Origin of the sequence: Kriegella aquimaris (assembly GCF_900103215.1) — a bacterium.
In the GTDB taxonomy this organism is placed as follows: Bacteria; Bacteroidota; Bacteroidia; order Flavobacteriales; family Flavobacteriaceae; genus Kriegella; species Kriegella aquimaris.
This window is the reverse complement of record NZ_FNGV01000007.1, coordinates 81,433-106,485: the sequence shown is the minus strand read 5'-3', so window position 1 is coordinate 106,485 and position 25,053 is coordinate 81,433. Positions and strand designations below refer to the sequence as shown.

Here is a 25,053-nt window from a genome sequence, read left to right as displayed (position 1 = left end):
AATTGAGATAACGATATACTATCAATTAAGCTCTAAAATGAAAAAGTATTCGAAATTAAAATCTTTCATGGCTTCGCTTATGTTGCTAGTTGTTTACCCGGCATCATCCGGTCAAATTGTGGGCCAAGATCGCCCTAATTTCATTTTCATCCTTACAGATGATCAACAATACGGCCTAATGGGATGCACGGGCAATAAAATTGTACAGACTCCCAATCTAGACGAACTTGCCAATGATGGGGTGCTTTTTACCAACGCCCATATTACCAGTGCCATCTGTACACCAAGTAGGGCAAGTATTCTCACGAGCCAATTTGAACGAAAACATGGTGTCAATTTTAATTCTGGCACCAGTTTGTCAGAAGAAGGCTGGGCGAACACCTACCCTATGGTCATGCGCGAAAATGGCTATTTTACTGGTTGGATAGGTAAAAATCATGTTCCTGTAGGCAAGGGTGGTTACGACAGCGGAGTAATGGAAAAAAGTTTTGATTATTGGTATGCCGGTCATGGCCATTTAGGTTTCTACCCCAAAGATCGCCATCAAATCTTTAAAGATGCCAAATCAGATACTCAAGTAGAAGTTGTAGGTGAAGGAATTCAAGATTTTTTATCGAACGAACAGAAATTAAGCGGCGCCTTAAAATTTATCGATCATCGACCTATGGATAAACCCTTTATGCTTTCGGTCTGTTTCAATCTCCCGCATGGGGCAGGAACCGGTTCGATGCAAATGCGTGATTCAGACGATGAGATCTATAAAACCCTGTATCGTGACAAGAATATTCCCCTACCCAAAAATTACATTGCCAGAAAAGACATTAAAACTCCTAAGCTTCCTGTTGAAATTCATCATGCCGAAGATAGACAAGTAGGCTATGATTATGTAGATACCACTGAAGGCCATCGCGAACGCTATATAAGACAAATGGAGGCCATGACAGGAATCGACCGTTTGATGGGAGAATTGCGTGAAACCCTAAAAAAGGAGAAGTTAGACAAGAATACAATCATTGTATTTACTTCGGACCATGGAATTTTCATGGGGCAGTTCGGACTTGGGGGCAAAGCATTTTGTTATGAGGTTACTACCCATGTACCATTGATTATTTTTGATCCAAAATCAAAAAAATACAATCGTGGAAAAACTTCCGATGCGTTGGTGCAAAGTATCGATATTGCACCAACCATGATGACTATCGCAGGGGTAGACATACCTGCAAGCTACCAAGGCAAGGATTTAACAGGAATACTTTCCGGCACTAAAACTTCTGTGCGCTCCTTTCTCTTTACTGAAAATTTATGGTCGACGCAATTCGGAAATCCTAGATGCGAAGCGGTACAAAATAAAGAGTGGAAATATATTCGGTACTACAAAAACGAAAACTTTTCTGCCCGTAAAAAAATAGAAACAGCGAAAGCAATGGGAATCAATAGTTCCAGCATGCTGTAAAAAGTACATGACCCCGATATTGCAGTTTATCGCGATTTTGTGGAAGGACCCTTGCAAGGTGAACCAGCTGTTTATGAAGAACTTTTCGATTTAAAAAATGACCCTGAAGAAACGACTAATCTGGCTATGGGTGATACCAATACACAAATGCTTGAAAAGATGAGAACTGTTTGGAAAAAGGAAATAAAAAATGCTCGTGGTTCAGATGCCCCCCAAGTTTTACGCTATACTTCAGATAGCGAATCGGAACGTGGAATGATCATTGATCCCAAATAATTTATAATGCAAAAAAAATGTCTTTTAAAGAAAACGCCCACCATATTGCAATTGCTACAAATTAAATTATCCAAATAAAATGCCTAAGACTCTTTATTTCTATAATGTCTTATTATGCCTTGTACTCATAGGATGTCACAAGAACACCCACACCTATCATGTTTCAGATTATGGTGCGATTGGCGACGGAAAAGTGATAAATACGGTTGCCATTCAAAATGCCATTGATGACTGCCATACCGAGGGTGGTGGTACGGTAACTCTTGAAAACGGAAACTATGTTTCGGGTACACTTTTGCTAAAAGACAATGTAAACTTGCATATTGCCGAAGATGCTAAATTAATAGGTAGTTCGAATCCGTTGGATTATCAAAGTATCGATACGTTTACCGATGCAACAGGCCAAGAACGAGGCAATTGTCTCATAGGTGCAAAAAATGCTGCACACATATCCGTCACAGGAAAAGGCACTATCGATGGCAATGGTGAAGCTTTTCTGAACAAGAACATCAAGGCAAAAATTAAGGAACTGAACATTATCGACACCAAAGGTTTTGGAACCAATAGGCCCTTTCTGTTGCGGTTCGTGAATTCTTCACAGATAAAAGTGCAAGATGTTCACTTGCGTCAGCCAGCGGCATGGACCTGCCATTTTTTCGAATCGAACGACATTTTAGTAGAGAATGTTACCATTTATAGTCATGCCCATAAAAATAATGATGGTATCGATTTAGACTCGAGCTATGACGCAGTTATCAGAAATTGTGATATCAATACGGGTGATGATGCAATTTGTCTTAAAACAACGAGCCCAAAACCAACCTATAATATACAAGTTAGCGATTGCAAGCTCAAAAGTGATTGGGGTTCCATTAAATTCGGCACCGAATCTATGGGCGACATGTACAATATAAACATCAAAAACTGCTACATTTATGACACCAAAGGTGGTGGAATCAAAATTTTAAGTGTCGATGGCGCCAATATCCATGATATCACAGTAGATGGTATTCAGATGGATAGGGTCGACATGCCTATTTTTATACGCCTCGGCGAACGCCTACGCACCTACCGAGATGCGAACAAACAAGATGTAGGCACGATTACCAATGTATTTATCAAGAATGTGAAAGGCGGCACTAGAGTTTTAGATAGTTCGAGAGTGAATCCGCCTTCAGGTATATTGATAAGCGGCACTCCCAACCATAAAATCGGTAATATAGTGTTAGAGAATATTGAATTGGAATTACCCGGTGGAGGAAAAGAAGAACATACCATGGTCCGAGTTGAGGAAGATGAAACTCGATATCCCGAGTTTAGTTTTTTTAAGGTGCTTCCGGCTTATGGCCTTTATGGTCGACATATCGATAGCCTGCAAAGTAATAAGGTAGTATTCACCATAACAGGAAATGACAAAAGAGATCCTCAGGTCTTAGTTGATACCCATACAATTCAACCTAAATAATATTATGAATATTAGAAATCGCCTTTCCATATACATTCTAATCATTTTTGGTTTGTCTTTGATCCTTCCCGTCAGGGCACAAAAAATTAAATTAAAAAAACAGAACAGCCCCAATGTAATATTAATCTACACCGACGATCACCGGTTTTCAGGGGTACATGCCTTAGGCGGCATGCAAGTTCAAACGCCTCATATGGATGCCTTGGTCGCCGATGGAGTATCATTTACCAATGCGTATTTAATGGGCGCTTTTTCAGGAGCCACCTGTGTACCCAGTAGGGCCATGTTATTGACCGGAAGAAACGTATTTGAACTTCAAGGGCAAGGGCACAGTATTCCTCCAGAACAAAAAACCATAGGCGAAGTTCTACAAGCGAACGATTACAAGACCCACATTGTTGGAAAATGGCATCAAGACAATGCAGCCTTGGCACGTTCTTTCGATTCAGGAGACAGACTCATGTCTAGGGGAATTTACTTGGTAGACCATTTTCGTATGCCAATGTGGGATTGGAAAAACGACGGTGACTATAAACGAGAAGACGGTTATTTGTTGGTCTTCGATGCGAACGGAAAAGTAATACGCAGGCCAGTGACCAAAAATGACAAAAGAGGACCATCAGGCACAGAGAAAAATGGTCCGCATACTTCTGAAATCTATGCAGAAAGTGCTTCCGAATATATTAAGGGCTATAGAAAGAAAGCTCCTTTCTTTATGTATTTGGCATTTCACGCACCGCACGACCCGAGACAGGCACCACAAAAATATAAAGACATGTACCCTGTTGAAGATATCGTATTACCGCCGTCTTATATGGCGCAGCACCCTTTTGACAACGGTGATATGTTTATAAGGGATGAAGAACTGGCCGTTTGGCCTAGAACACCCGAAGTAGCCAAACAACAATTATCCGATTATTATGCCATCATTACACATTTAGATGATCAGATAGGAAAAGTAATCGCTTCATTGAAAGAGAGTGGTGCTTATGAAAACACTTTGATTGTTTTTGCAGGGGATAGCGGTTTGGCCGTCGGCAATCATGGTCTGATGGGAAAACAGAATATCTATGATGAAGACGGAGTGCATATTCCTTTTGTTTTTTCAGGAAACCTTATAAAAGACAAAGGAAGCAAAAGAGATGCCCTAGTCTACAATTTTGATATCTTCCCTACAATATGTGATTTTATTGGTATTAATACCCCCAGTTCCGTTACAGGCAAAAGTTTGGTACCTGTAATCAATATGGAAAAAACGAATGTTCGCGATTATACCTATCACGCTTACAAACAATTTCAAAGAGCTTACAGAAAAGGCGATTATAAGCTAATTGAGTATGTACGCGCCAACAACTATGATAAAAGTTTAGGTGAGACCGTAAAGGGTTCACGGGTTACCCAACTTTTCAATATTAAAAGTGACCCTTGGGAAGTATATGACCTATCATTCTTTCCTGAATATGCTGAACAGGTCAAAAAAATGCGTGAGGAGATGAAGGAAAAGGCTGCCGAACTAGGTGACACTAAGGAAAATATAGAAGGTGAGAAATATGGATTTTGGGATTACTATTGAGCATCCACATAACCTATAACGACCAGTTAAAATTAAAAAAGTAGTTTATGAAAACACACAAATACATATTCTTCGGATTACTATTTATATTTCTAAGCGCTACTATTGCGACGGCCCAAGAAAGAAGATATATACCTAAACAGTCCAATGAGTATGTTAGAATCTACAAACCTGATGGCGACTATTTTTTTGGTCCGGAAACACCCAATCTAAAAGAGGGGAAATGGTATGATGAATGGGTATCTAACGACCATACATTTGTAAAGGGCGATGACGGCAAATGGCATATTTTCGGTATCACGCACCCGCTTGTAGAAACCAACCCGCTAAGCAAGGGTATTCACGAAGGTGAATATGCCTCTTTTCATGCGGTATCGGCTGCAACCAATTTTAAAGAAACGGTCAAAAAACATCACTACAATGATTTGCCCAAAATACTTGCACCTAAAGACCGCCCTGGCGAGATACCTGCAAATCACGCACCGTATATTATTAGAAAAAATGGACTTTTTCAAATGGTTTACGGTCATAGTCCTATTCGGTTAGCCGTCTCCACCAATTTGTACGACTGGGAACCCAAAGGAGAACTCTTTTCAGATCCTGACGGAGCGCGCGATCCAAATGTACTCTTTCACAAAGGCACCTATTACCTTACCTACTGTTCCATTAAAAGTGTACGGATGGTTACATCGAAAGATTTGATTCACTGGAGTAACCCCCAAACAATTCTTAAAACCAATACGTTCGATCCAGAATCACCTTCAATGATTTTTTATAAGAACACCTTCTATCTGTTTGTATGTGCATGGGAAGATGATTGGGATGGCACAGATATTCAAGGAGCCTATACCCATAAAGCCTACGTATATAACTCAGATGACCTGTCCGATTTTGGGGTTGACAATGAAAAGGAAATTACCGTTCTAAATTCACATGCCCCTGAAATTTTTCAAGGAGAAGATGGACAATGGTACATTTCGAGCGTGGAATGGCCCTATAGAGGGGTAAGTATCGATAAGCTTGAGTGGGAAGAAAAAAAGTAAATTCACTAGCGATAAAACAAATAGCCTACCCCATGCTACATTAAAAAAATAGCGAGACATAATGTCCCGCTATTTTTTTGCTCATTTATCTTAAATCTCTCGATTTTAGGGGTATAACCCAGTTAGCGGCAACTAACATCATCATATCTACTCTCAAATACAGCGATATAAATTTCTAGGCGGACGATTATGCCAAATAAGGTAAAATAGTGTAATCAAGAGGTAATTTCTGTAAATCGAGATATACTGATGTAGCGTTTCTTTGTTTTATTAAATTATCCTTAAAACGCTTATTATAAAAATCTTATGACGATTTCCACTTTGTGTCTTCACATTTTCCATAATAATGATTCAAAAACCATTTGTTATGCAAATCAGACCATTTGTGGCAATCTATTAAGCATATATTAAGAATCTTTGTTTAACTCGTTTTTAGGAGAATTTAAAACAACAACAATTAAAACTTGAGTAGCCTAATCTTGACTTTCTAAACAATAATCAAAGGTATAAAAACACCACAACCGACCAAACTCAAAACAGCCAAAAATTAACTAAACTATCGAACTCAATTTTAACTAAACTTCAAATGATTATGAAAAAACAACTTTTTAATCTTTCAAGAAAATGCTTCTTTGCGGGGCTTTTTCTAGCGTTATTGGGCTTCCAACAGAGTTATGCCCAACAAACGATTACGGGATCAGTTTCTGATGACCTAGGCCCTGTCGCGGGTGCAAATATTCTGATCAAGGGTACTACCTCCGGTACGCAAACCGATTTTGATGGTAATTTCAGTATTGAGGCATCTCCCGAAGATGTTATTGTTATTTCCTACGTTGGTTATGCAACACAGAGTGTTACCGTGGGCAACCAAACTACAATAAATGTTAAGCTCGCTGAAGATGCCAGTCAATTAGATGAAGTAGTGGTCATCGGGTATGGTACATCGAAGAAAAAAGATGTCACCGGTGCCGTTTCACGTGTTTCTTCCGAATCTTTTGAAAATCAACCTTTAACTCGAGTTGACGAAGCTTTACAAGGTAGGGCTGCTGGTGTTACCGTAGCAAAGGCAAATGGAGCTCCCGGTGCGGGCATCAAAGTACGTATTCGAGGTGTTAACTCCATTACCGGAAGTAATGACCCTTTGGTCGTTATTGACGGTGTATTAGGAGGAGACCTTAGCACACTTAATCCGAACGACATCGCCTCGATGGATGTTTTGAAAGATGCTTCGGCGACAGCCATTTATGGGGTCCGAGGTTCTAATGGTGTCATACTGGTATCAACTAAAAAAGGTTCTGGAAAGGGAAAAATTAGTGTCGATTTTTTCACCTCTGTGTCCCAAGTCCCTGATTTACTGCCAACTTTGGCCGATAATGTTGGAGATTTTGCTAGAATTGAAAATATAAGAAAATTAAGTATCGGACAAAACCCGACGTTTACCGATGCTGAGATCGCTGCGCTCGATGCCAATGGCGGAACCAATTATCAAGATGAGATTCTACGAACTGGTTTTAGCAAAAATTTACAGATTTCTGCAAGTGGATCTGAAGGTAAGATTCGCTATTTCTTATCTGGTAATTATAGGGATGAAGAAGGTATCGTTATCAATACCGGATATCAACAATTGTCACTTCGATCCAATATTGACGCTCAAATTAGTGACAAATTTAAAGTTGGTCTTAATATATATGGTAGTCGAGGTGAGAAATATAATAACTTCGAGGCTTTGGGCAACGGCCAAGGAAGTTTAATGTATAAAGCCAATACTTGGGATCCTACAACGCCAGTATATGATGCTGACGGAAATTATAATAGACGCTCAATAAAAGGCATTGCTTCCTTAAACTTGAATCCGGTTTTGACCTTAAATGAAACGCAAGCCAGCGATGTTGACGAAAGATTAAGCGCTACCCTGAACGCTAGTTATCAAATTACCGACAATTTTAGTTATACCATGGTCGCCGGTACCCAAATCAACAATTACAATGTTCAAAGATATGCTGTGGAAGGTGCCGATGACACCCCAGATGCAAATTTTAATACCAATAAGTTTACATCATATCAAATAAGTAACATATTTACCTGGCAAAAACTTTTTAATGACACTCATGATATAAAATTAACGGGTGTTCAGGAATATCAGAATTCAAAAAACGTCTTTAATAGCTATAATGCCGATAACTTATTGTTGCCTAACGGCTTCTATTTTGCCGAAACAGCTTCTGGCTTTTCCATCGGCAATAATTTTGGTGAAAGAGAGCTGTCTTCCTTTATGTTGCGTGCGGAGTATGTGCTTAATGATAATTTATCCGTTACTGCTACCGGGCGTTACGATGGTACATCTGTTTTCAGGCCCGGTAAAAAATGGGGATTCTTTCCCTCTATTGCAGCAGGCTACAGCATTATAAATCCTTCCAAAAGTTCGGGTTATTTTAACAGCCTAAAATTGAGAGCAGGTTGGGGTCAAGTAGGTAACCAAGGTGTTGACAATTACGGAACCTTTGCCAATTTAGGTAGTAATATTTATGCATATAGCGGAGGGTCACCGTCTCCAGGTACGTTCATAACCAGTTTTGCCAATGTTGACCTAACATGGGAAACTACAAGCCAAACTAACGTCGGTATAGATTTGGGGTTTAATGAGGGTAGAGGTAGCTTTAGTGTTGATGGTTACAAAAAAAGGACTACGGATTTACTATTAAATGTACCTGTATCGGGTACCAATGGTGGTGGGAATGTGAATAAAAATATTGGTGAAGTTGAAAATTTTGGTATCGATGTTGCCTTGGGTTACGATATTATTCAAAATGAAAACTTTAATTGGAATTCGAATTTAGCCTTATCACACGTTAAAAACGAAGTAACCCAATTGTTTGATGGTCTTGAACAAATTGATGGCCAGTTTCAAGCACCGGGAGGCCAAGCGAGGGTAGTAAACATTATTCAACTCGGTCAACCCTTGGGACAGTTAAATGGGGCCACATTTTTAGGAACCTGGAAAAGCTCAGAAGCTACAGCAGCAGAAGCTTTTGGCAAAAAACCAGGTGACGCCAAATACCTCCGCGATGCAGATGGCGAGATTGTTTTTGGTGCCATTGGCAATGGCACTCCTACGTTAACTTGGGGGTTCAACAATACCCTTTCTTTCAAAAACTGGGACATCAACATTTTCTTGAACGGTTCGCACGGTTTTGACATTTACAACCTAATGCAAGCCGGTATCACAGGCGGTGCTGGAGACTCTAGAAGTTTTATGGCGGCAGACCAGATAAATCAGTGGACTCCGAGCAACGAAACCGATATCCCGGCCACCGTACAGTTGTTCAACTCTTCAAGATATATTGAAAAAGGAGATTTCGTTAGATTGAGCAACCTCAATATAGGATATACGTTTAAAGACTTTGCTGGACTCCCAAATACCTCACTTAAGCTATATGCCGGTGGGCAAAACCTTTTCTTGATAACTGATTATAGTGGTTACGACCCAGAGTTATCGTCTAGAAGAACGGCTCAAGGAAATGCAGACGTTGCTCCTGGTATTAACGTTGGAGCTTATCCTAACCCAAGAACATATACATTGGGCTTAAAAGTTGGATTCTAAAAAAATGCTAATAGAAAAATACATCGAAAATATGAAAACAATAAATATTTATAAATCATTTAAAAAGCTTTTAGGAGTCTTCGGCCTTATAGCTTTAGCATTAAGTTTCAATGGCTGTGAGCAGTTTGACCTTGATGAAAACCCTGCTGCCTCCCAGTCGCAAGTTGTGACTTACAGTTCCATGCCACAATTAGAGTTGGGGGTTACCGGTATCTATGGCAAGCTAAATAAGGCCGCATGGATGTCTACCTTTTATGTAAACGGGTGGTCAGGCGATGATATCACAACCCATGTTGCTAGTAACAAAGCTGATTTCAGGGAATATGACCAACGATTCGTAACACCTGAAAATTCAAGAACGTTAACCAATTGGAATGGTGTTTATGAGATGATTCGTGCAGCAAATACCGTTTTGCAAAGTGTTGAGGGGCAAACACTGTCCGATCCCGATCCTACAAAACAAGAAAGGTTAATTGGAGAAACGTATTTTTTACGGGCTATTATGTTCAATCATTTAATGCGTATTCATGGTAGAATCCCATTGGTTTTGGAAGTTGATCCATTTCAACAACCAGCCTTGGCTTCCCAATTGGAGGTTTTTGAACAAATAGAACGTGACCTTTTGGAAGCCGAATCAAGATTGCCGATTAAAAGTGCATTTGCGGGCTCTACAACTCCTAGCAGTGGAACAGCCAGGGCATTTTTAGCACGGTTGTATATGGATTGGGCAGGTTTCCCCTTAAAAGATGCCAGTAAATATGCGCAAGCAGTATCAAGCGCTAAAATGGTTATTGACAATGCTGCCGCCCATGGTTTTGGACTTGAACCCGACTTGGCCAAATTATGGTCGTTGGAAGGAAGGTTAAACCAAGAAGGCGTGTTCACTATTGCCTATAGTAATTCTGCTGGCAACCTTACCAATCGTAAAATGGGAAAATTAGGGTTGCCTACAGATTTTGCCGGTTGGCAGGAAACATTTGCGGAAATTCGCTTTTTTGAAGATATGCCGGAAGGAGTCAGAAAAACGGCAACCTATTATGATGAAATTCCGGTTGATGCGGGTGGAACAATTACTGCGGGAACTCCAGACAAACTAATTCCTTGGGAAGAATTTAAAGATCAACAAAGTCCTATTTTTAGAAAAATTGTAGGCGATCTGGCCGATGGTGATTGGAATCAGTTTCAGACGTTGAGAAGCGATCTTTTTATGAGGTATGCCGAGGTATTGTTAATCTATGCCGAAGCATCGGGAGAAACTGGGTCTGCGGGTGCTGATGCCTGGAATGCTTTGAACATGGTGCATCGAAGAGCTGAAGGCATTGACATTAATACGCCAGATGCAAGTGACTTAACGGCCAGCGACGGTGCCATTCAAGATTTGGCCTTTACAGAAAGAAAATGGGAATTTGCTGGCGAATTTATCCGTTGGAACGACTTGGTACGCAAAGAACAAGTTGAAGCGGCCTTGGGCAATAGAAATCCACAGGTTTCAATAGGTACTTCATACGACGAAAACGGTGTGGGTACCCCAAAACCCTTGACCACAGCTCAAAACCCTATTTTGGGGTCTTTGGGTACCGACAATTATTATGCACCCATACCATTACAGGAAATAGAAAAAAATCCGAATTTGGCGAATTAAGATTTTAAGTTGTTTTCGAGTTAGTTAAAGCATAACGGTAAGGTTTGAAATAAATCTTGCCGTTTTGCTATTTATACAAATTTGTAAATGTGTTAGAATTTATATGAATAGTTAATCGTGCTTTTGTATCGGGGCTATCGCTTCTATACCATATTTTAGAATAAAAGTCTAAACTCTCGTCACCCTACAAAAACTAAAAACAAGCGCATTATTTAAAAATATATACTACCTTGACTTCAATCAATACTTTTAAATGCGCAACACAGGTAAACTCAAAAAAGGTATTCTCATCTCCCAAATTGTATCAGGAATTGCCGCTATATTGTTCTTCACTGGTTGTGCTAAAGAAAAGAAACATGCGGAGTGGGAAAAATCCGCCAAAACCAATTGCGCTTCCTGCCATATGTATCCAGACCCCTCAATATTACCTAGAAAGGTATGGGGTGAAAAAGTATTGCCTAATATGGGATATAGAATGGGAATGTCACATGGACCTATATATACCTATGGGGATCCCGATTCTCATAAGGATCTCAATCCAACAATGCCACAAGAAGAATGGGATAAGATAGTTCATTACTATTTGAATGAATCTGTGCATAAAATACCCATAGACACTATTCAACACCAAAAAGTTAGTGCGCTTTTCAAACCTCATGTTTTTCTGCTTGATTCCTTGCCTTTAATAACCATGACCTCGTATGATGAAAAAACAGGAAATTTATTTTTAGGAAATGCCAGTAGTTCAACATTATTAACATTAGACACCAATGGGGCTATTCTTAATTCAGATCTGCTTGAAAGTGCCCCAGTTAAGATTGTAACGAAAGATTCTTTGAATTATATGTTGATGATCGGAAGCCTGAATCCCTCAGATGAACCCAAAGGAAAGCTGAAAATCGGGGATAATGTTATAGAAGGATTAATAAGGCCAGTAGATTTTTTAATTTATGATATAAATTTAGATGGCTACGATGATGTATTCGTATGCAACTATGGTAACAATATTGGAGACTTTAGTTTATTTGAAAATCTAAGGAACGGCACCTACAAGAAGAGGGTAATTCATCCTTTGTCGGGCGCGATTAAGGTCGAAGTAAAAAATATGGATGCCGATGAAGCGAATGAAATTGTAGTCTTATTTGCACAAGAACATGAGTCGATAATGATATGGGATTATAAAAATGACACTTTTATTGGTAAAAAGGCCATCCAATTTCAACCGGCTTTCGGGTCGGTAGATTTTCAGTTAAAAGATATGAACGGCGATGGTCTTACCGATATTATTATTGGAAATGGTGATAATTCTGATTTATCAACAGTTCTTAAAAATTTTCACGGGGTTCGAGTTTTGTTGAATAATGGAAATAAAGAATTCTCCGAAGATTACTTTTACCCCTTTCACGGAGTCAGTAAAATTGAAGCAGACGATTTTGATTTGGATGGTGACACCGATATTTTAGCGATTTCTAATTTTGGCGACTTCTCAAATCCGAATTTCAAAAGTGTTCAGTTACTCCTAAATGAAGGAGGTTTGAGATTCGAACCAAAATACATTGACGGACTTCCTGATTTCAGATGGCAAACCATAGATGTCTCCGATTATGACAAAGATGGTGATTTGGATGTATTTATAGGTTCTTTTAATTTAAACGTAGGACCGAAAGAATCAGATATATCAGAGAGAAAAAATGTTTCTTGGGTGAAATTGGAGAATACATTAAATAATTGATGGCACTAAGAGATGAGTTCAACTTTTAGCGCATACCCTCATCAGTTCTATCAGGAACACTAACAATACTCGGTTTTTTCATTAAAGCTATTATATCATTTAATTCCCTATCACTTAATTCCGATACCTCTTTCTTGAAATAAAAATTGGCTACCTCATTGATACCATGAATATATAAATCGAACTTATAGTTCTCTAAAACCCAATTTAGACATTCCTTCTGAGTTGTTTCTTCTTCTAATTTCCACGCTAAAGTATAAGCCTTACGGTTCGATATTTTTGTGCTGTCTGTGTCTTTGCGACTTATATCTGAAATCATAGCGGCCAAAAGACTTGGACTTTTCATGAAATCACTAGAAAACAAACCGCTAAAAATCTGCCGATTTAAACCATATGATAATATATTCGGATTTTCCTTTTCGTACAATTGATAAAATCGATCAGGCAATTCTTTCGCGAACTTTACTTTTGTCACAAATTCAGTCAACTCCTTTTCCGTTACAAAATCGTCCCAGGTATTTTTTAAATAATAATAACCAAAAAAAGAAACGGCAACACCAATGATAAAAATCCAAATTATAGCTTTTAAAACCCCTTTTTTATAATTCATTTTAAATAACAAAAATTAGCACTTCACTTCATTGGATAATGAAGTTTCTCGTCTACTATTAGTCACAAATTAATGATTTTTATTTTACCAGTATGTATATACTTCATGACTTTCAAAAACAATAGGTATTGGTCACTTGCATCTTATTTTCCAGTGATATCGAATACGGATTAAAATCATAAAATCTATTGATCATCCAACTTATTCAATTAAATCTGCATAACCTTTCTTTAACGTTACATCCTTATCGTTGATCCCGAATTTAATTTTGCGCTTTTTCCTTTCGTATTCGATATGATATTATAAAAAAGTCTAAAACCATTTGTCATACACTTGAAATCATTTGTATTATCTTTCAAATAAATTTTGGAAATCTTTGTTGAACGGGTATTGATACGTTTTTTGATTTTCTGTTACTGTTGCTACGTAAACATCGCACGATATGTGATTCTGGTAGCCCAGTGGATGGCATTAAGAAAACAGCAATAAAATTGGCGCAAAACGAAATTTTTTATGTAATTGGGCTTTCCCGTTAAAAAAATTGGATTGGGTTGTTTGATTATAAAATCTTAAAAACAATGTCGTACGATATACTAAAACAAAACATACAGAAACATATAAATCTTTCTACTGCAGATTTAGAACTTATTTGCTCCTACTTTAAACCTGCTAGCTTAAAGAAAAAGGAATTTTTATTAACACAAGGAAGTGTTTGTAAATTGGAAGGTTTTGTTATAGATGGCTGTTTTAGAGTTTTTACTTTGGATAAAAAAGGAAATGAGAACACCTTATATTTTGCAGCAAAGGATTGGTGGTTAATGGATATTGATAGTTTTATGAATCAAGTTCCCTCTGGCCTAAATATACAAGCGATAGAAGATAGTGAAGTTCTTTTAATTAGTAGACGCGATAAACTCGCGCTTTACGATTCGATGCCCGTGGTCGAAAAACTTTTCCGCATAATATTTCAAAAGGGCCTGGTGTCGTGGCAAAGACGGCTCGTTCGCAATCATCGTTTTACGGCAAAAGAACGCTATTTTCATTTTATCGAAACCTACCCGGGCATCACATCTAAACTTACCGACAAACAAATAGCGGGCTATCTTGGCATTAGTCACGAGTTTTTAAGTAAAATCAAAAAAAGCGAAAAATAATTTACCCGAGTTGAACAAGTTCAACTCTTTTGCCAACTTCATTCAAGATATTTGCATAACGAAATATGTAAATAATGATGAAAAATAAAGTTCTATTATCAAAGAGTATTACATCCTTAATTCTACTAATTCTAACAAATACAGGCGCTCTTTTTGCACAAAGCGCAACTGACATTTCACATGAATATGCGTTAAAAGCAATGTTGGCGGCTAAGGAAAAAGCTGAGAAACTAGATGTCTTGGTAAATATTGCAGTCGTTGATGCCGGAGCGAATTTAAAGGCTTTTATACGTATGGACGATTCTTTCCTGGGAAGCATAGACGTGGCGATTAAAAAAGCAAAAACATCACGTTATTTTGATATAAATACAGGCGATTTAGGAAGGCTTACCCAACCTGGGGGTATTATTTATAATATTGAACTTTCCAACGACGGACTTATGACGTTTCCCGGCGGTGTTCCAATAAAAAATAAAGAAGGAAAAATCATTGGAGCTATTGGTGTCAGCGGTGGAACTATTGATCAAGACCATGAGATTGCTACTGTAGGATCAAATGCCATCATAGAATAACCATTTAAATTCATATAAAGCTAAAATTATGAATAGCATAAAAATATCCATTGTTTTCGTCGCCGTGCTTTTATCACAAATGTGTTGGTCGCAGACCACAGATGATTTAATGCCATATTTGCAGGATTTTAAAAGTGTCTCAGCCAATAATACGGTAACGATTACGAGTTATGAAAAAAATAGTTCTCAGTACGTATATGCAGGAGGCTTCGGAGGAATAGATATATTCAGCTTGAACAAAGAAGGCAAGCTAACCCCCATAGGTACCCAAGAACTATATAAAAAAGAAGGACCTGCTAGAGGAATGGTCGCTGATCGTATCAATGGTACAGACTTTTTATTTGTAGCAAATAAGTACGGTAACGCCATTGAAACATTTAAGATTTTGGATAATGGAACGTTGGAACAGGTTTCCTTAACCATGGATACCGATGAAACCCACCTTGGTATTGCCATAACCCTGCAGGTTGTTCATATGCAACAGGGATCCTATCTCTTTATTGGAGGCTTGGAAGAAACACCTGGGTTAAGTAGTTTTAAAATTCAGTCTGATGGAAAGCTAATTCATATGCAATCCATGAAAGATGATGAAAAAATATATACGGATGGAATCATTGGCATGTTTACCCATAAAATTAAAGGAAAAACATTTTTATATACCGGAGGCTTTCAAGACAATGGTGTAAGTAGTTTTAGAGTGTATGAAAACGGTTCGTTTAAAAATATAAACAATATAGGTGATAATGTCACAGATAGGTATTTAACAGGAGCCTACCCTGTAACCGGAGTGAAATTAAGAGACAATTATTATGTCATAGTTGGTCACAGACATCATAAATATTACAATCAAGAAAGTGGTTTCATTAAAAATCCGGACTTTGTTTATCATGGAGATGGCGTAAGTGTTTTTAAAATAAATAGAAAGGGAGCTTTAGTACCGCATTTCGTTTTAAAGGATGATGAAAAGACCAAGTTACAAGGGCAAACAAGAATTGAAATTGTTTCCGTAAAAGACAATGAAGCAGTATTGGCAGTTGGTACCAGAGACGATGCCAGCATTCAACTTGTCAAATTGGACGAAAACGGAACGCTTACTCCCCTGAACTATTTAGATACCGGATTCTCCATTTATTACGGTTTAAGAGCTGTTCAAATAGAGGATGCCAACTTACTCATAGCTGGCTCAAATAGATTCGATTTAAAAAAGGTAGCAACCTACAAGGTTTCCCCTAAAATTGATAGAAGCAAAAAGGTTTTAAGGCATATCGTAAACCTAAAATATAAAGAAGAAGCTACCGAAGTACAAATTGACGAAGCCGTAAAAGCTTTTGAGAATCTTAAAAACGAAATTCCCGAAATTGAGCATATAGAATGGGGAGTTAACGATAGTAAAGAAGGGGCCAGCAAAGGTTTAACCCATACTTTTACCTTAACCTTCAATGACGACAATGCCCGAGAAATTTATTTATTTCATGAGGCACACATAGCCTTAATAAATAAAATAGCCCCCATAATAGGTGATGTTTTGGTAATGGATTATTGGACAGAAGATAATTGATTCTAAAAAACAGTCAATTCATTTTACACCCAACAGCAGCGAGAATTTGAATATAAACGTATTCCAAAAGATAGGAAATGAAAAGTTTACAAAACAAAAAGGCAATCATAACCGGCGGCGGTAGAGGATTAGGGAAAGCAACTGCCCTAGCATTTGCTAAAGAAGGTATTGATATTGCTATAACGGGCAGAAATGAAAAAGTATTAAAAGAAACCGTTTCTGAATTAGAAACCTTTGGCGTTAAGGCAATCTATTCGGTATTCGATGTTGGTAATTATGAAGCGGTAAAAAGCAGTATTAAAAATATTATAGACACTTTAGGGACTGTAGATATTTTGGTCAATAATGCAGGAATTGCGGCCATTGGTTCGTTTAATGAAATGGAAGTAAGCCAATGGACCCAAATTATCCAGACCAACGTTATGGGCATGTATCATGTAACTAAAGAAGTTTTACCTCTTCTAATCGCTAAGAATGAAGGGGATATTATTAATATTTCTTCAACAGCAGGTTTAAATGGAAATGCGAATGTATCTGCCTATTCCGCATCAAAATTCGCTGTTATCGGCATGTCCGAATCTTTAATGAAGGAAGTTCGTAAAAACAATATAAGAGTAATTACTTTAACGCCAAGTACCATAGAATCTGAGATGACTATTGAATTGGGTATTGCAAATAAAGATTCTCAGGATAGTGTTCTTCAGCCAGAAGATTTTGCAGAATTAATTGTTACCGGCTTAAAGCTACCAAGAAGAGCAATGCTTAAAAGTGCCTCTTTATGGTCTACTAACCCATAAATCAAAATGAAAACCTTCTGAAAAAACAATAAAATTTAATACAGAAGGCCAGATGGCAGTATACAGTGATAAAAAGAGGTGCAATTAAATGGGCAGCTACATTTAGCAATTATAATAACTACCTGTATTTTACTAATTCTATAAGTGTTGGAGCTGCATAACCTTTCTTTGACTTCTTTGACTTGATACCCTTATCGTTGATAAAGAATCTAATTTTACATTTTCCCCCGCCTATTCAATACGATACTCTAAAAAGTCTAAAACCATTTGTCATGCACATCAAATCATTTGTGGTATTCTTTCAAGTAAATTTTGCAAATCTTTGGTAAACGGGTATTGATCCATTTTTTTCTATTGTTGGTACGGAAACTTCACACAATATACGATTGTGGTGGCCCAGTGGGATGGCATAATAATCGGCAATAAATTGGGAAGAGAACTTAACTTTTTAAATAATGGGTTCTTTAGGTTAAAACCAGTACACAAAATTTACGACTACTGCCTAAATCTTCGTATTTTTAAAATGAGTACCGCTTTTTTTATTTAAAATCTTTTACTCAATGAACTACCATCAAAAATCTCATGTACAAAAATTAGTTCCCTCTTTACTGACAAGCCTTCTATTCTTAGTCTTTTCCTGTAAAGATTCTAATAAACATGACACGAAAGACCCTGCACCTACTGGCGAAACAAAACTCTTCACGACCGTACCCTCACAAGAATCAGGTATTGATTTCATAAACACTTTAGAAGAAACCTTAGAGTCGAACTACTACCAATACATGTACACTTATATCGGTGGCGGAATAGCAGCCGGTGATTTAAACAATGACGGACTTTTAGACTTATATTTCACATCCAACTCATCTCAAGACAAAATATACCTTAACAAAGGCGATTTTAAGTTCGAGGACATTACTTCGAAGACCGGTATTTCACAAAATGAAGGTTTTAATACCGGTGTTACTATGGTCGATATAAATAACGATGGAAACCTCGACATTTATGTTTCCCGCGGCGGATGGCAAGACGAGGATAACAAATTCGCTAATCTTTTATATATCAATAATGGTGACCTTACCTTTTCAGAACAAGCGAAAGAAGTTGGTTTGGCCGACAGTAACCGAACAATTCAAGCTACTTTTTTTGATTACGATAAAGACAATGACCTCGACGTTTATGTCTCCAATACGCCTGATATAACGAGCAGGTCAGAAGTGCTTGATCTTGAAAAAATACAGAGAGATCCCAAAACATTGGAACTCAAAGGAAGTGACCGTCTTTATCAAAACGATGGTACTGGCCATTTTACAGATGTCTCAGAAAAAGCAGGATTACAGTTCGATATTGGTTTTGGCTTGAATCCACAGGTAGGCGACCTTAACAATGATGGCTGGCCCGATGTTTACGTCTGCAACGATTTCAACGTTCCTGATCTCGCCTATATAAATAATGGCAATGGTACTTTTACCGAATCTAGAGACAAATTGTTTAAACATATGTCTTTTAATAGTATGGGAAGTGATATGGCCGACATTGATAATGATGGCCTTCTAGACCTCATGACTCTAGATATGAATCCAGAAGATTATATCAGGTCTAAGACAACCATGGCCATGACCTCCATTCCTCAGTTTGAGCTTATGGTCGAAAAAGGGTATCACCATCAGTATATGCATAACATGCTTCAAATGAACAACGGTAACGGTACTTTCAGCGAAATAGGAAAGATGGCCGGCATGGCGGATACGGATTGGAGTTGGGCCCTACTTTCGGCCGATTTCGATCTTGATGGCCTTAATGATATTTTTGTGACAAACGGCGTATATCGTGATGTGATAGATAGGGACAAAAACAATGAGATTCTAGAAATACTAAAAGCAAACCAACGAAAGCCTACCAAAGAAGATTTTCTGAAATTTGCCCAAATGCTACCTCAGCAAAAATTGAATAATTATTTCTTCAAGAACAAAGGAGATAAAACATTTGAAGATACCTCAACAAAATGGTCAGATTCGGTGCCCACTTTTTCCAATGGAGCGGTTTATGCCGACCTTGATAATGATGGTGATCTAGATGTAGTAGTCAACAACATAAATGACCATGCCACCGTGCTGAAGAACACGGCTTCCGATATCGGATTGGGCGATTATTTAAAATTGCAATTTTCAGGACCGCAAAAAAATCGCGCCGGATTGGGCGTAACGGCAAATATTTATCTTGAGGATGGAAGCCTACTGACAAGGCAGCTCATTAATACGAGAGGATTTTTGTCCGCAGTTTCCAATACGTTAAGTTTCGGCATTGGCAAAGACGTTTCCGTAAAGAAAATGGAAATATTATGGCCCGATGGCAAACAAGAAGAATTCATTAATGTTCCAAGCAACCAACTACTCACCGTAGCCTATACCAATGCCACTGACCCTAAAAAAGTATCCGAAAATTCAGGGAATACACTGTTCGCTAAGGTCAAGACGAATTTCTCGCATATAGATCCCTATTTTAATGATTATGACCTACAAATTTTATTGCCACATAAACTTTCCCAACTAGGTCCGGCAATCGCAAAGGGTGATGCAAATGGTGATGGTATTGAAGACATCTATCTCGGCGGCGGCCATACGCAACCTGGGCAAATATTGCTGGGGCAAAAAGAAGGAGGCTTCAAAGAGACTAGTACTACTGCCTTTAATGAAGATGCCCAAAGCGAAGATATAGGTGCGGCTTTCTTTGATTTCGACAACGACGGGGATCAAGACCTTTATGTGGTCAGCGGAAGTTATGAATTTTATGAGAACCCCAGATTATTGATCGATCGTCTTTACTTGAACAATGGACAGGGGGTTTTCTCAAAATCAAGAGGGGTAATTCCTGAAGTGGGAATTGCAGGCTCGATAGTGGTCCCCTCTGACTACGATGGGGATGGGGACATAGACCTTTTTGTCGGTGGAAGGGTAATAACGGGTAAATACCCGCATCCTGCAAGCAGTCTTCTATTACTTAATGAAGGAGGGAAATTTACCATTCAAAACGAAAACCGTGCGCCTGAACTAAATAATATCGGTTTGGTGACCGATGCAGTCTGGACAGATATAAATACCGATGGAAAAATAGATTTAGTGATTACTGGAGAATGGATGGGGGTTCAAATATTCTTAAATGAAAATAACATGCTCAAGCGTAGTGACAATTACCCGAATCTTGCGGCAGCGGTCGGTTGGTGGAACAGACTCTTGATCGATGATATAGATAATGATGGCGACAAAGATATAATAGCCGGCAATTTGGGACTTAATTATAAGTTTCATACTTCCTATGAGAAACCCTTTGAAATCTACACTTCTGATTTTGATTTCAATGGTTCAGAAGATGTTATTCTGGCTAAAAAATATGGCGATAGGCAAGTACCGGTTCGAGGTAAATCGTGTATGACCCAACAATTGCCGCAGCTAGCACAAAAAATTCCGACCTATTCCGACTTTGCCAGTAAAGATTTAAAAGGTATTGTGGGCGATGGCCTAGAATCAGCGTTGCACTATAAGGTTACGGAATTTCGTTCGGGTATTTTCCTAAATCAAGGAAAAGAAGGCTTTGATTTCCAACCGCTTCCCGTCCAGGTTCAACAATCACCGATCAACAGTATAGTCTATGAAGATTTTGATGGAGATGGCAGCAAAGATCTCGTTCTTGCAGGAAACAATTACCAGTCAGAAGTAGAGACCACTAGGGCAGATGCCGGAATAGGTGTCTTTTTAAAAGGCAATGGAAAAGGAGGGTTTACTTTTATACCTGCACTGAAATCTGGATTATTTGTGGATAAGGATGTTCGAAACATGCTGGTCATCACGGATCTTCGAGACAAGTTACTTTTTGTAGTGAACAATAATGACAAGCACGATCTGTTCAAGGTCATTAAACCTAAAAACTAAGCTATTGTTGTCTCAAAATATAAATCTTGACCATCTTATAATCCTAAGATGCTTATTCAACAATATATGCAAACTTTAAACATTTAATGCAACAAAAAACCAAAGGGCATTGCTCGTTTTTGAGTTAAAACTAAAGCCTGAAATTTTACTGTACCAGTATCCAACTGTATAAATCCATATTTATGAGATCTATTAAATCGACCCTGATTATAACAACTTTCTTTATCTTTTTTATCCAAAGTTCAATCCTCGCACAAGAACTGACAGGAGAATTAAAAAAATGGCACAAAGTAACATTATCGTTTGAAGGCCCCGAAACTTCGGAGCAGGCAGAGGAAAATCCGTTTCTGACCTATAGACTGAATGTCGTTTTCAAACATACCCCTTCAGGTAAATCCTATCAAATTCCCGGTTACTATGCGACGGATGGTGATGCTGCCAACTCCGGGGCCGAATCAGGAAATATATGGAGAGTTCATTTCTCCCCGGATGAAATTGGGGAATGGACGTACAACGTAGATTTTCATAAGGGAAAATGGGCAGCCGTTCGTGATTCGAAAAAATTAAAGAGCGGTGAATTCATGGACGGGCTATCAGGAGCTTTTACCATTGCCCCATCCGATAAATCTGGACGAGATTTTAGGGGAAAAGGAATGCTGCAGTACGTGGGCGAACGCTATTTAAAATTTCAAAACGGAGAATACTTTCTAAAATGTGGTTCCGATGCTCCTGAAAACTTTTTAGCCTATGATAAATTTGATGGCAACTTTCAGAACGATGGTCACAAAGACAATCTTGTCAAAACATGGGAAGCACATTTGCAAGACTGGAAACAGGGTGACCCTACTTGGAAAAACGGGAAGGGAAAGGAAATTGTCGGAGCCATTAATTATTTGGCATCCAAGGGTATGAATGCCTTTTCATTTTTAACCATGAATATCGCCGGTGACGATCAAAATGTTTTCCCGTATGTAGATTATGAAACCTATGACCGTTTTGACTCTTCAAAACTCGATCAATGGGAAATAATCTTTGAACATGCCGATAAATTGGGTATGTTTCTCCATTTTAAAACGCTGGAACACGAAAATCAAGGGTTGTTGGACAATGGAGGGACTGGTCTGTACACCAAACTATATTTTCGTGAGTTAATCGCCCGTTTCGGTCATCATCTTGCATTGAACTGGAACCTCGCCGAAGAAACGGGCGACTGGACCGAAAACCCACCCACCTTTCCAATCGATGTGGCCGAACGCATCCGATTAGCGGAATACCTCTCGGAAATAGATCCTTACAACCATCATATCGTAATCCACAATGGTGCTTGGTACGATGGTCTTTATGGTCCTAACACAAAATTTACCGGGGCCTCATTGCAGACCAACAAAGAAGATTTCCGTAACGTACACAAATCGGTCTTGCGAATACTAAAGGAATCTGCTGAAGCAGGAAAAATTTGGGCCGTGGCCTGTGATGAACCTGGTGATGCGCAGCATTCCTTAATTACCGATGCCGAAGATCCCGAACACAACGACGCACGCAAAAATGGACTCTGGGGTGCCATGATGGCCGGGGCATGGGGTACAGAATGGTATTTTGGGTACAAACACCCCCACTCTGACCTTACCTGTCAAGACTATCGTTCGCGCGATTTGTTTTGGGACCAAGGGAAAATTTGTCTCGATTTCTTTAATAATAACCAAATTCCTGTTTGGGAAATGGAATCGAACGATGCTTTGATTTCTTCGGAAGGTGATTATGTTCTGGCCAACAAAGGGGAAACTTATGTCGTATACCTTAAAAATGGAGGGGAATCGACCTTAGATCTAGGCAGTTCGGAAGAAGAGTTTAATGTATCATGGTATAATCCGCGTACCGGTGGGGAACTACAAAAAGGAAAGACAACAACGATAAAAGGTCCGGGAAAAATTCAATTAGGAAATCCTCCTTCGAAAAAAGAAAGAACGGAAGATTGGGTAGTGCTCGTTAAAAAATAGCGCTGGTCAAAACATACGAAAAAAAAGAAAGTTGATTTCTTGAATTTCACTTAGATAGGATAAACAATCAACTCATCGTATCGCCTTTGCTGATACCATGGGTCATTGGCTTTCTTAAGTGCTTTACCCAGTAAAGGCAGTAACTCCTCAGATACGTCAGGTAGGTCTTGTAACTGAATTTTATTTAGCTGATAGGGGTCTTTTTCACGGTCGTAAATATAAGCCTCTTTTAGTGCTTTCGTTTCCGATTTTGATTCTGCCCCTGCCTTTTCATCCAAACAGAGCGTGTATCTATCGGTATAAATCCCCCTTGAATTACTAAGCATTAAGAGTGCCCCGGAGGGCTTCGCCATATAATTGGTTTTTGGGTCAAGTAATAGTTTTGAAAAATTGATACCTTCCACTTCTTCAGGAATTTCTTTTTCCAGACCGGCCAACCCCATTGTTGTGGGTAATACATCGGTAACACTAAAAAGAACATCGGTAACCGTGCCTTTTTTCAATTTATCGGGCCAATGTACTATGAATGGGATGGCCAGAGATTCTGTTTCAAAAGTATTTTTACCAGTTTTACCATGGCTACCCAACATCTCACCATGATCGGCACTTAGAACCACGATGGTATTTTCCAGTTCTCCGAGCTTTTCGAGTTCTTCAAGCACAATTCCAATGTATTTGTCCGTGCTTGTAACATTGGCAAAATAATGCCGGGCATATTGAGCCGTTTCTAAATCGGCATTTTCACGAACCACAAGAGAACGGTCTATGTTTGGGTAATTGTCGGTATCGTAATATGCTTCCAATGCTTCCATATCGGTGTTTTTATCATCCCATGGATTATGCGGAGGATTAATGGACCACATTAAGAAAAAAGGCTTGTTCACATCTCTAACCTCATTTTCATTAGTAAGGTAAGCGACTATTTTTTCAGCTTCATTTTTAGGAGAAAAAATTTTAGGCAAATACAACTCCCCATCTTTTTTTCCCGCAATTGTGTTCGGGTCGCTCGAATAGATATGAGGGTCATAATGGGAGTCCTTTATTGATTGATACATGTACTCAATATTATGACGTGATTTTCCAGGTGGAACATAGGTGTCATAACGATTCATATAGTTGCCCCCTGGACTTTCCGTTGACCCTACATAATTCCCATCGGCATCAAACAATGGATCGTTCTTAAGCCAATGGCACTTTCCAAAATAGGCTGTGCTATAGCCTGATTGATAAAACAAATCAGTGATAACGGGAATATCGTCCCTTAGACTTTCATCCCTGTCATCCCTACAGTTGTTCCATATGCCGTTTTGCTCAGGATATCTACCTGACAAAAGCATACCCCTCGCCGGACTACAAAGGGGGAAATTGCTAATCGCGTGGGTAAAAACAATTCCATTTTTAGCCAACATGTCCATGTTTGGCGTTATTACAGGATCCGGTTTTCCTGATACAAGCTTTTCATACGCTGGCTCTGACCAAAAACCAGCACTATAGCGCCGCAATTGATCCGGATAGATAATTAGAACATTAGGTTGTTTTTCAGTTAAGGACGTTGTAGTTTTTTCTTTGTCAGATTTAGCACCCCTATCGTTACAACCAATTATCAGAATACCAACTACAAGTATTTTAAAAGCAAATTTCATGCAGCTGT

16 protein-coding genes are annotated in these 25,053 nt (G+C 38.7%); 14 read left to right on the top strand and 2 right to left on the bottom strand.

The window, feature by feature from the left end; translation table 11 throughout:
• The first annotated feature begins 37 nt into the window (after positions 1 to 37).
• The 8 genes from BLS33_RS14595 (at position 38) to BLS33_RS14565 (ending at position 12,785) form a co-directional block, all read left to right on the top strand.
• On the top strand, positions 38 to 1,453 hold the full coding sequence (locus BLS33_RS14595; RefSeq protein WP_245731470.1) for a sulfatase-like hydrolase/transferase: 1,416 nt from the start codon (positions 38 to 40) through the stop codon (positions 1,451 to 1,453).
• Between the two features lie 39 nt (positions 1,454 to 1,492).
• A complete protein-coding gene (locus tag BLS33_RS25190; protein WP_245731468.1) occupies positions 1,493 to 1,729 on the top strand; it encodes a hypothetical protein in 237 nt (78 codons plus the stop codon).
• A gap of 79 nt (positions 1,730 to 1,808) precedes the next feature.
• Positions 1,809 to 3,194, top strand: coding sequence for a glycoside hydrolase family 28 protein (locus BLS33_RS14590; RefSeq protein ID WP_089890779.1), 1,386 nt, complete (start codon positions 1,809 to 1,811; stop codon positions 3,192 to 3,194).
• Between the two features lie 4 nt (positions 3,195 to 3,198).
• Positions 3,199 to 4,767, top strand: coding sequence for a sulfatase family protein (locus tag BLS33_RS14585; RefSeq protein ID WP_089890777.1), 1,569 nt, complete (start codon positions 3,199 to 3,201; stop codon positions 4,765 to 4,767).
• A gap of 47 nt (positions 4,768 to 4,814) precedes the next feature.
• Positions 4,815 to 5,810 carry a family 43 glycosylhydrolase gene (locus tag BLS33_RS14580; protein WP_089890774.1) on the top strand — a complete coding sequence of 332 codons (996 nt, stop codon included), beginning with the start codon at positions 4,815 to 4,817 and terminating at the stop codon, positions 5,808 to 5,810.
• Positions 5,811 to 6,402: 592 nt separating this feature from the next.
• The gene (locus BLS33_RS14575; RefSeq protein WP_176801397.1) at positions 6,403 to 9,411 is read left to right on the top strand and encodes a SusC/RagA family TonB-linked outer membrane protein; all 3,009 of its coding nucleotides are present in this window, start codon (positions 6,403 to 6,405) and stop codon (positions 9,409 to 9,411) included.
• A 31-nt stretch (positions 9,412 to 9,442) separates the two neighbouring features.
• Positions 9,443 to 11,053: a RagB/SusD family nutrient uptake outer membrane protein gene (locus BLS33_RS14570; RefSeq protein ID WP_176801396.1), complete on the top strand. Its 1,611-nt coding sequence runs from the start codon at positions 9,443 to 9,445 to the stop codon at positions 11,051 to 11,053.
• 253 nt (positions 11,054 to 11,306) lie between these two features.
• Positions 11,307 to 12,785 carry an FG-GAP repeat domain-containing protein gene (locus BLS33_RS14565; protein WP_089890764.1) on the top strand — a complete coding sequence of 493 codons (1,479 nt, stop codon included), beginning with the start codon at positions 11,307 to 11,309 and terminating at the stop codon, positions 12,783 to 12,785.
• A gap of 25 nt (positions 12,786 to 12,810) precedes the next feature.
• On the opposite strand, the gene BLS33_RS14560 is transcribed toward BLS33_RS14565, so the two are convergent.
• Positions 12,811 to 13,395: a transglycosylase domain-containing protein gene (locus BLS33_RS14560; protein WP_089890761.1), complete on the bottom strand. Its 585-nt coding sequence runs from the start codon at positions 13,393 to 13,395 to the stop codon at positions 12,811 to 12,813.
• Positions 13,396 to 13,973: 578 nt separating this feature from the next.
• Here BLS33_RS14560 and BLS33_RS14555 point away from each other — a divergent pair.
• The 6 genes from BLS33_RS14555 to BLS33_RS14530 all read left to right on the top strand — a co-directional run bounded on the left by BLS33_RS14555 (position 13,974) and on the right by BLS33_RS14530 (position 23,402).
• Positions 13,974 to 14,549, top strand: coding sequence for a Crp/Fnr family transcriptional regulator (locus tag BLS33_RS14555; protein ID WP_089890759.1), 576 nt, complete (start codon positions 13,974 to 13,976; stop codon positions 14,547 to 14,549).
• A 74-nt stretch (positions 14,550 to 14,623) separates the two neighbouring features.
• Complete coding sequence (locus tag BLS33_RS14550; RefSeq protein ID WP_262495077.1) at positions 14,624 to 15,121, top strand: GlcG/HbpS family heme-binding protein; 498 nt, start codon at positions 14,624 to 14,626, stop codon at positions 15,119 to 15,121.
• A gap of 28 nt (positions 15,122 to 15,149) precedes the next feature.
• On the top strand, positions 15,150 to 16,679 hold the full coding sequence (locus BLS33_RS14545) for a Dabb family protein (RefSeq protein WP_176801395.1): 1,530 nt from the start codon (positions 15,150 to 15,152) through the stop codon (positions 16,677 to 16,679).
• 77 nt (positions 16,680 to 16,756) lie between these two features.
• Positions 16,757 to 17,476, top strand: coding sequence for a 3-ketoacyl-ACP reductase (locus BLS33_RS14540; RefSeq protein ID WP_089890756.1), 720 nt, complete (start codon positions 16,757 to 16,759; stop codon positions 17,474 to 17,476).
• A gap of 560 nt (positions 17,477 to 18,036) precedes the next feature.
• Entirely contained in the window at positions 18,037 to 21,405 is a 3,369-nt protein-coding gene (locus BLS33_RS14535; protein ID WP_089890753.1) for a VCBS repeat-containing protein, read from the top strand.
• A gap of 182 nt (positions 21,406 to 21,587) precedes the next feature.
• Positions 21,588 to 23,402: a DUF5060 domain-containing protein gene (locus BLS33_RS14530; protein ID WP_089890751.1), complete on the top strand. Its 1,815-nt coding sequence runs from the start codon at positions 21,588 to 21,590 to the stop codon at positions 23,400 to 23,402.
• Positions 23,403 to 23,452: 50 nt separating this feature from the next.
• On the opposite strand, the gene BLS33_RS14525 is transcribed toward BLS33_RS14530, so the two are convergent.
• Positions 23,453 to 25,045 carry a sulfatase-like hydrolase/transferase gene (locus BLS33_RS14525; protein WP_089890747.1) on the bottom strand — a complete coding sequence of 531 codons (1,593 nt, stop codon included), beginning with the start codon at positions 25,043 to 25,045 and terminating at the stop codon, positions 23,453 to 23,455.
• Between the last annotated feature and the right edge of the window lie 8 nt (positions 25,046 to 25,053).

Bases quoted from the DNA above. Each gene is read 5' to 3' on its own strand.
- BLS33_RS14595 (WP_245731470.1), top strand. From the start codon at position 38: ATGAAAAAGTATTCGAAATTAAAATCTTTCATGGCTTCGCTTATGTTG.
- BLS33_RS14590 (WP_089890779.1), top strand. From the start codon at position 1,809: ATGCCTAAGACTCTTTATTTCTATAATGTCTTATTATGCCTTGTACTC.
- BLS33_RS14585 (WP_089890777.1), top strand. From the start codon at position 3,199: ATGAATATTAGAAATCGCCTTTCCATATACATTCTAATCATTTTTGGT.
- BLS33_RS14580 (WP_089890774.1), top strand. From the start codon at position 4,815: ATGAAAACACACAAATACATATTCTTCGGATTACTATTTATATTTCTA.
- BLS33_RS14575 (WP_176801397.1), top strand. From the start codon at position 6,403: ATGAAAAAACAACTTTTTAATCTTTCAAGAAAATGCTTCTTTGCGGGG.
- BLS33_RS14570 (WP_176801396.1), top strand. From the start codon at position 9,443: ATGAAAACAATAAATATTTATAAATCATTTAAAAAGCTTTTAGGAGTC.
- BLS33_RS14565 (WP_089890764.1), top strand. From the start codon at position 11,307: ATGCGCAACACAGGTAAACTCAAAAAAGGTATTCTCATCTCCCAAATT.
- BLS33_RS14560 (WP_089890761.1), bottom strand. From the start codon at position 13,395: ATGAATTATAAAAAAGGGGTTTTAAAAGCTATAATTTGGATTTTTATC.
- BLS33_RS14555 (WP_089890759.1), top strand. From the start codon at position 13,974: ATGTCGTACGATATACTAAAACAAAACATACAGAAACATATAAATCTT.
- BLS33_RS14550 (WP_262495077.1), top strand. From the start codon at position 14,624: ATGATGAAAAATAAAGTTCTATTATCAAAGAGTATTACATCCTTAATT.
- BLS33_RS14545 (WP_176801395.1), top strand. From the start codon at position 15,150: ATGAATAGCATAAAAATATCCATTGTTTTCGTCGCCGTGCTTTTATCA.
- BLS33_RS14540 (WP_089890756.1), top strand. From the start codon at position 16,757: ATGAAAAGTTTACAAAACAAAAAGGCAATCATAACCGGCGGCGGTAGA.
- BLS33_RS14535 (WP_089890753.1), top strand. From the start codon at position 18,037: ATGAACTACCATCAAAAATCTCATGTACAAAAATTAGTTCCCTCTTTA.
- BLS33_RS14530 (WP_089890751.1), top strand. From the start codon at position 21,588: ATGAGATCTATTAAATCGACCCTGATTATAACAACTTTCTTTATCTTT.
- BLS33_RS14525 (WP_089890747.1), bottom strand. From the start codon at position 25,045: ATGAAATTTGCTTTTAAAATACTTGTAGTTGGTATTCTGATAATTGGT.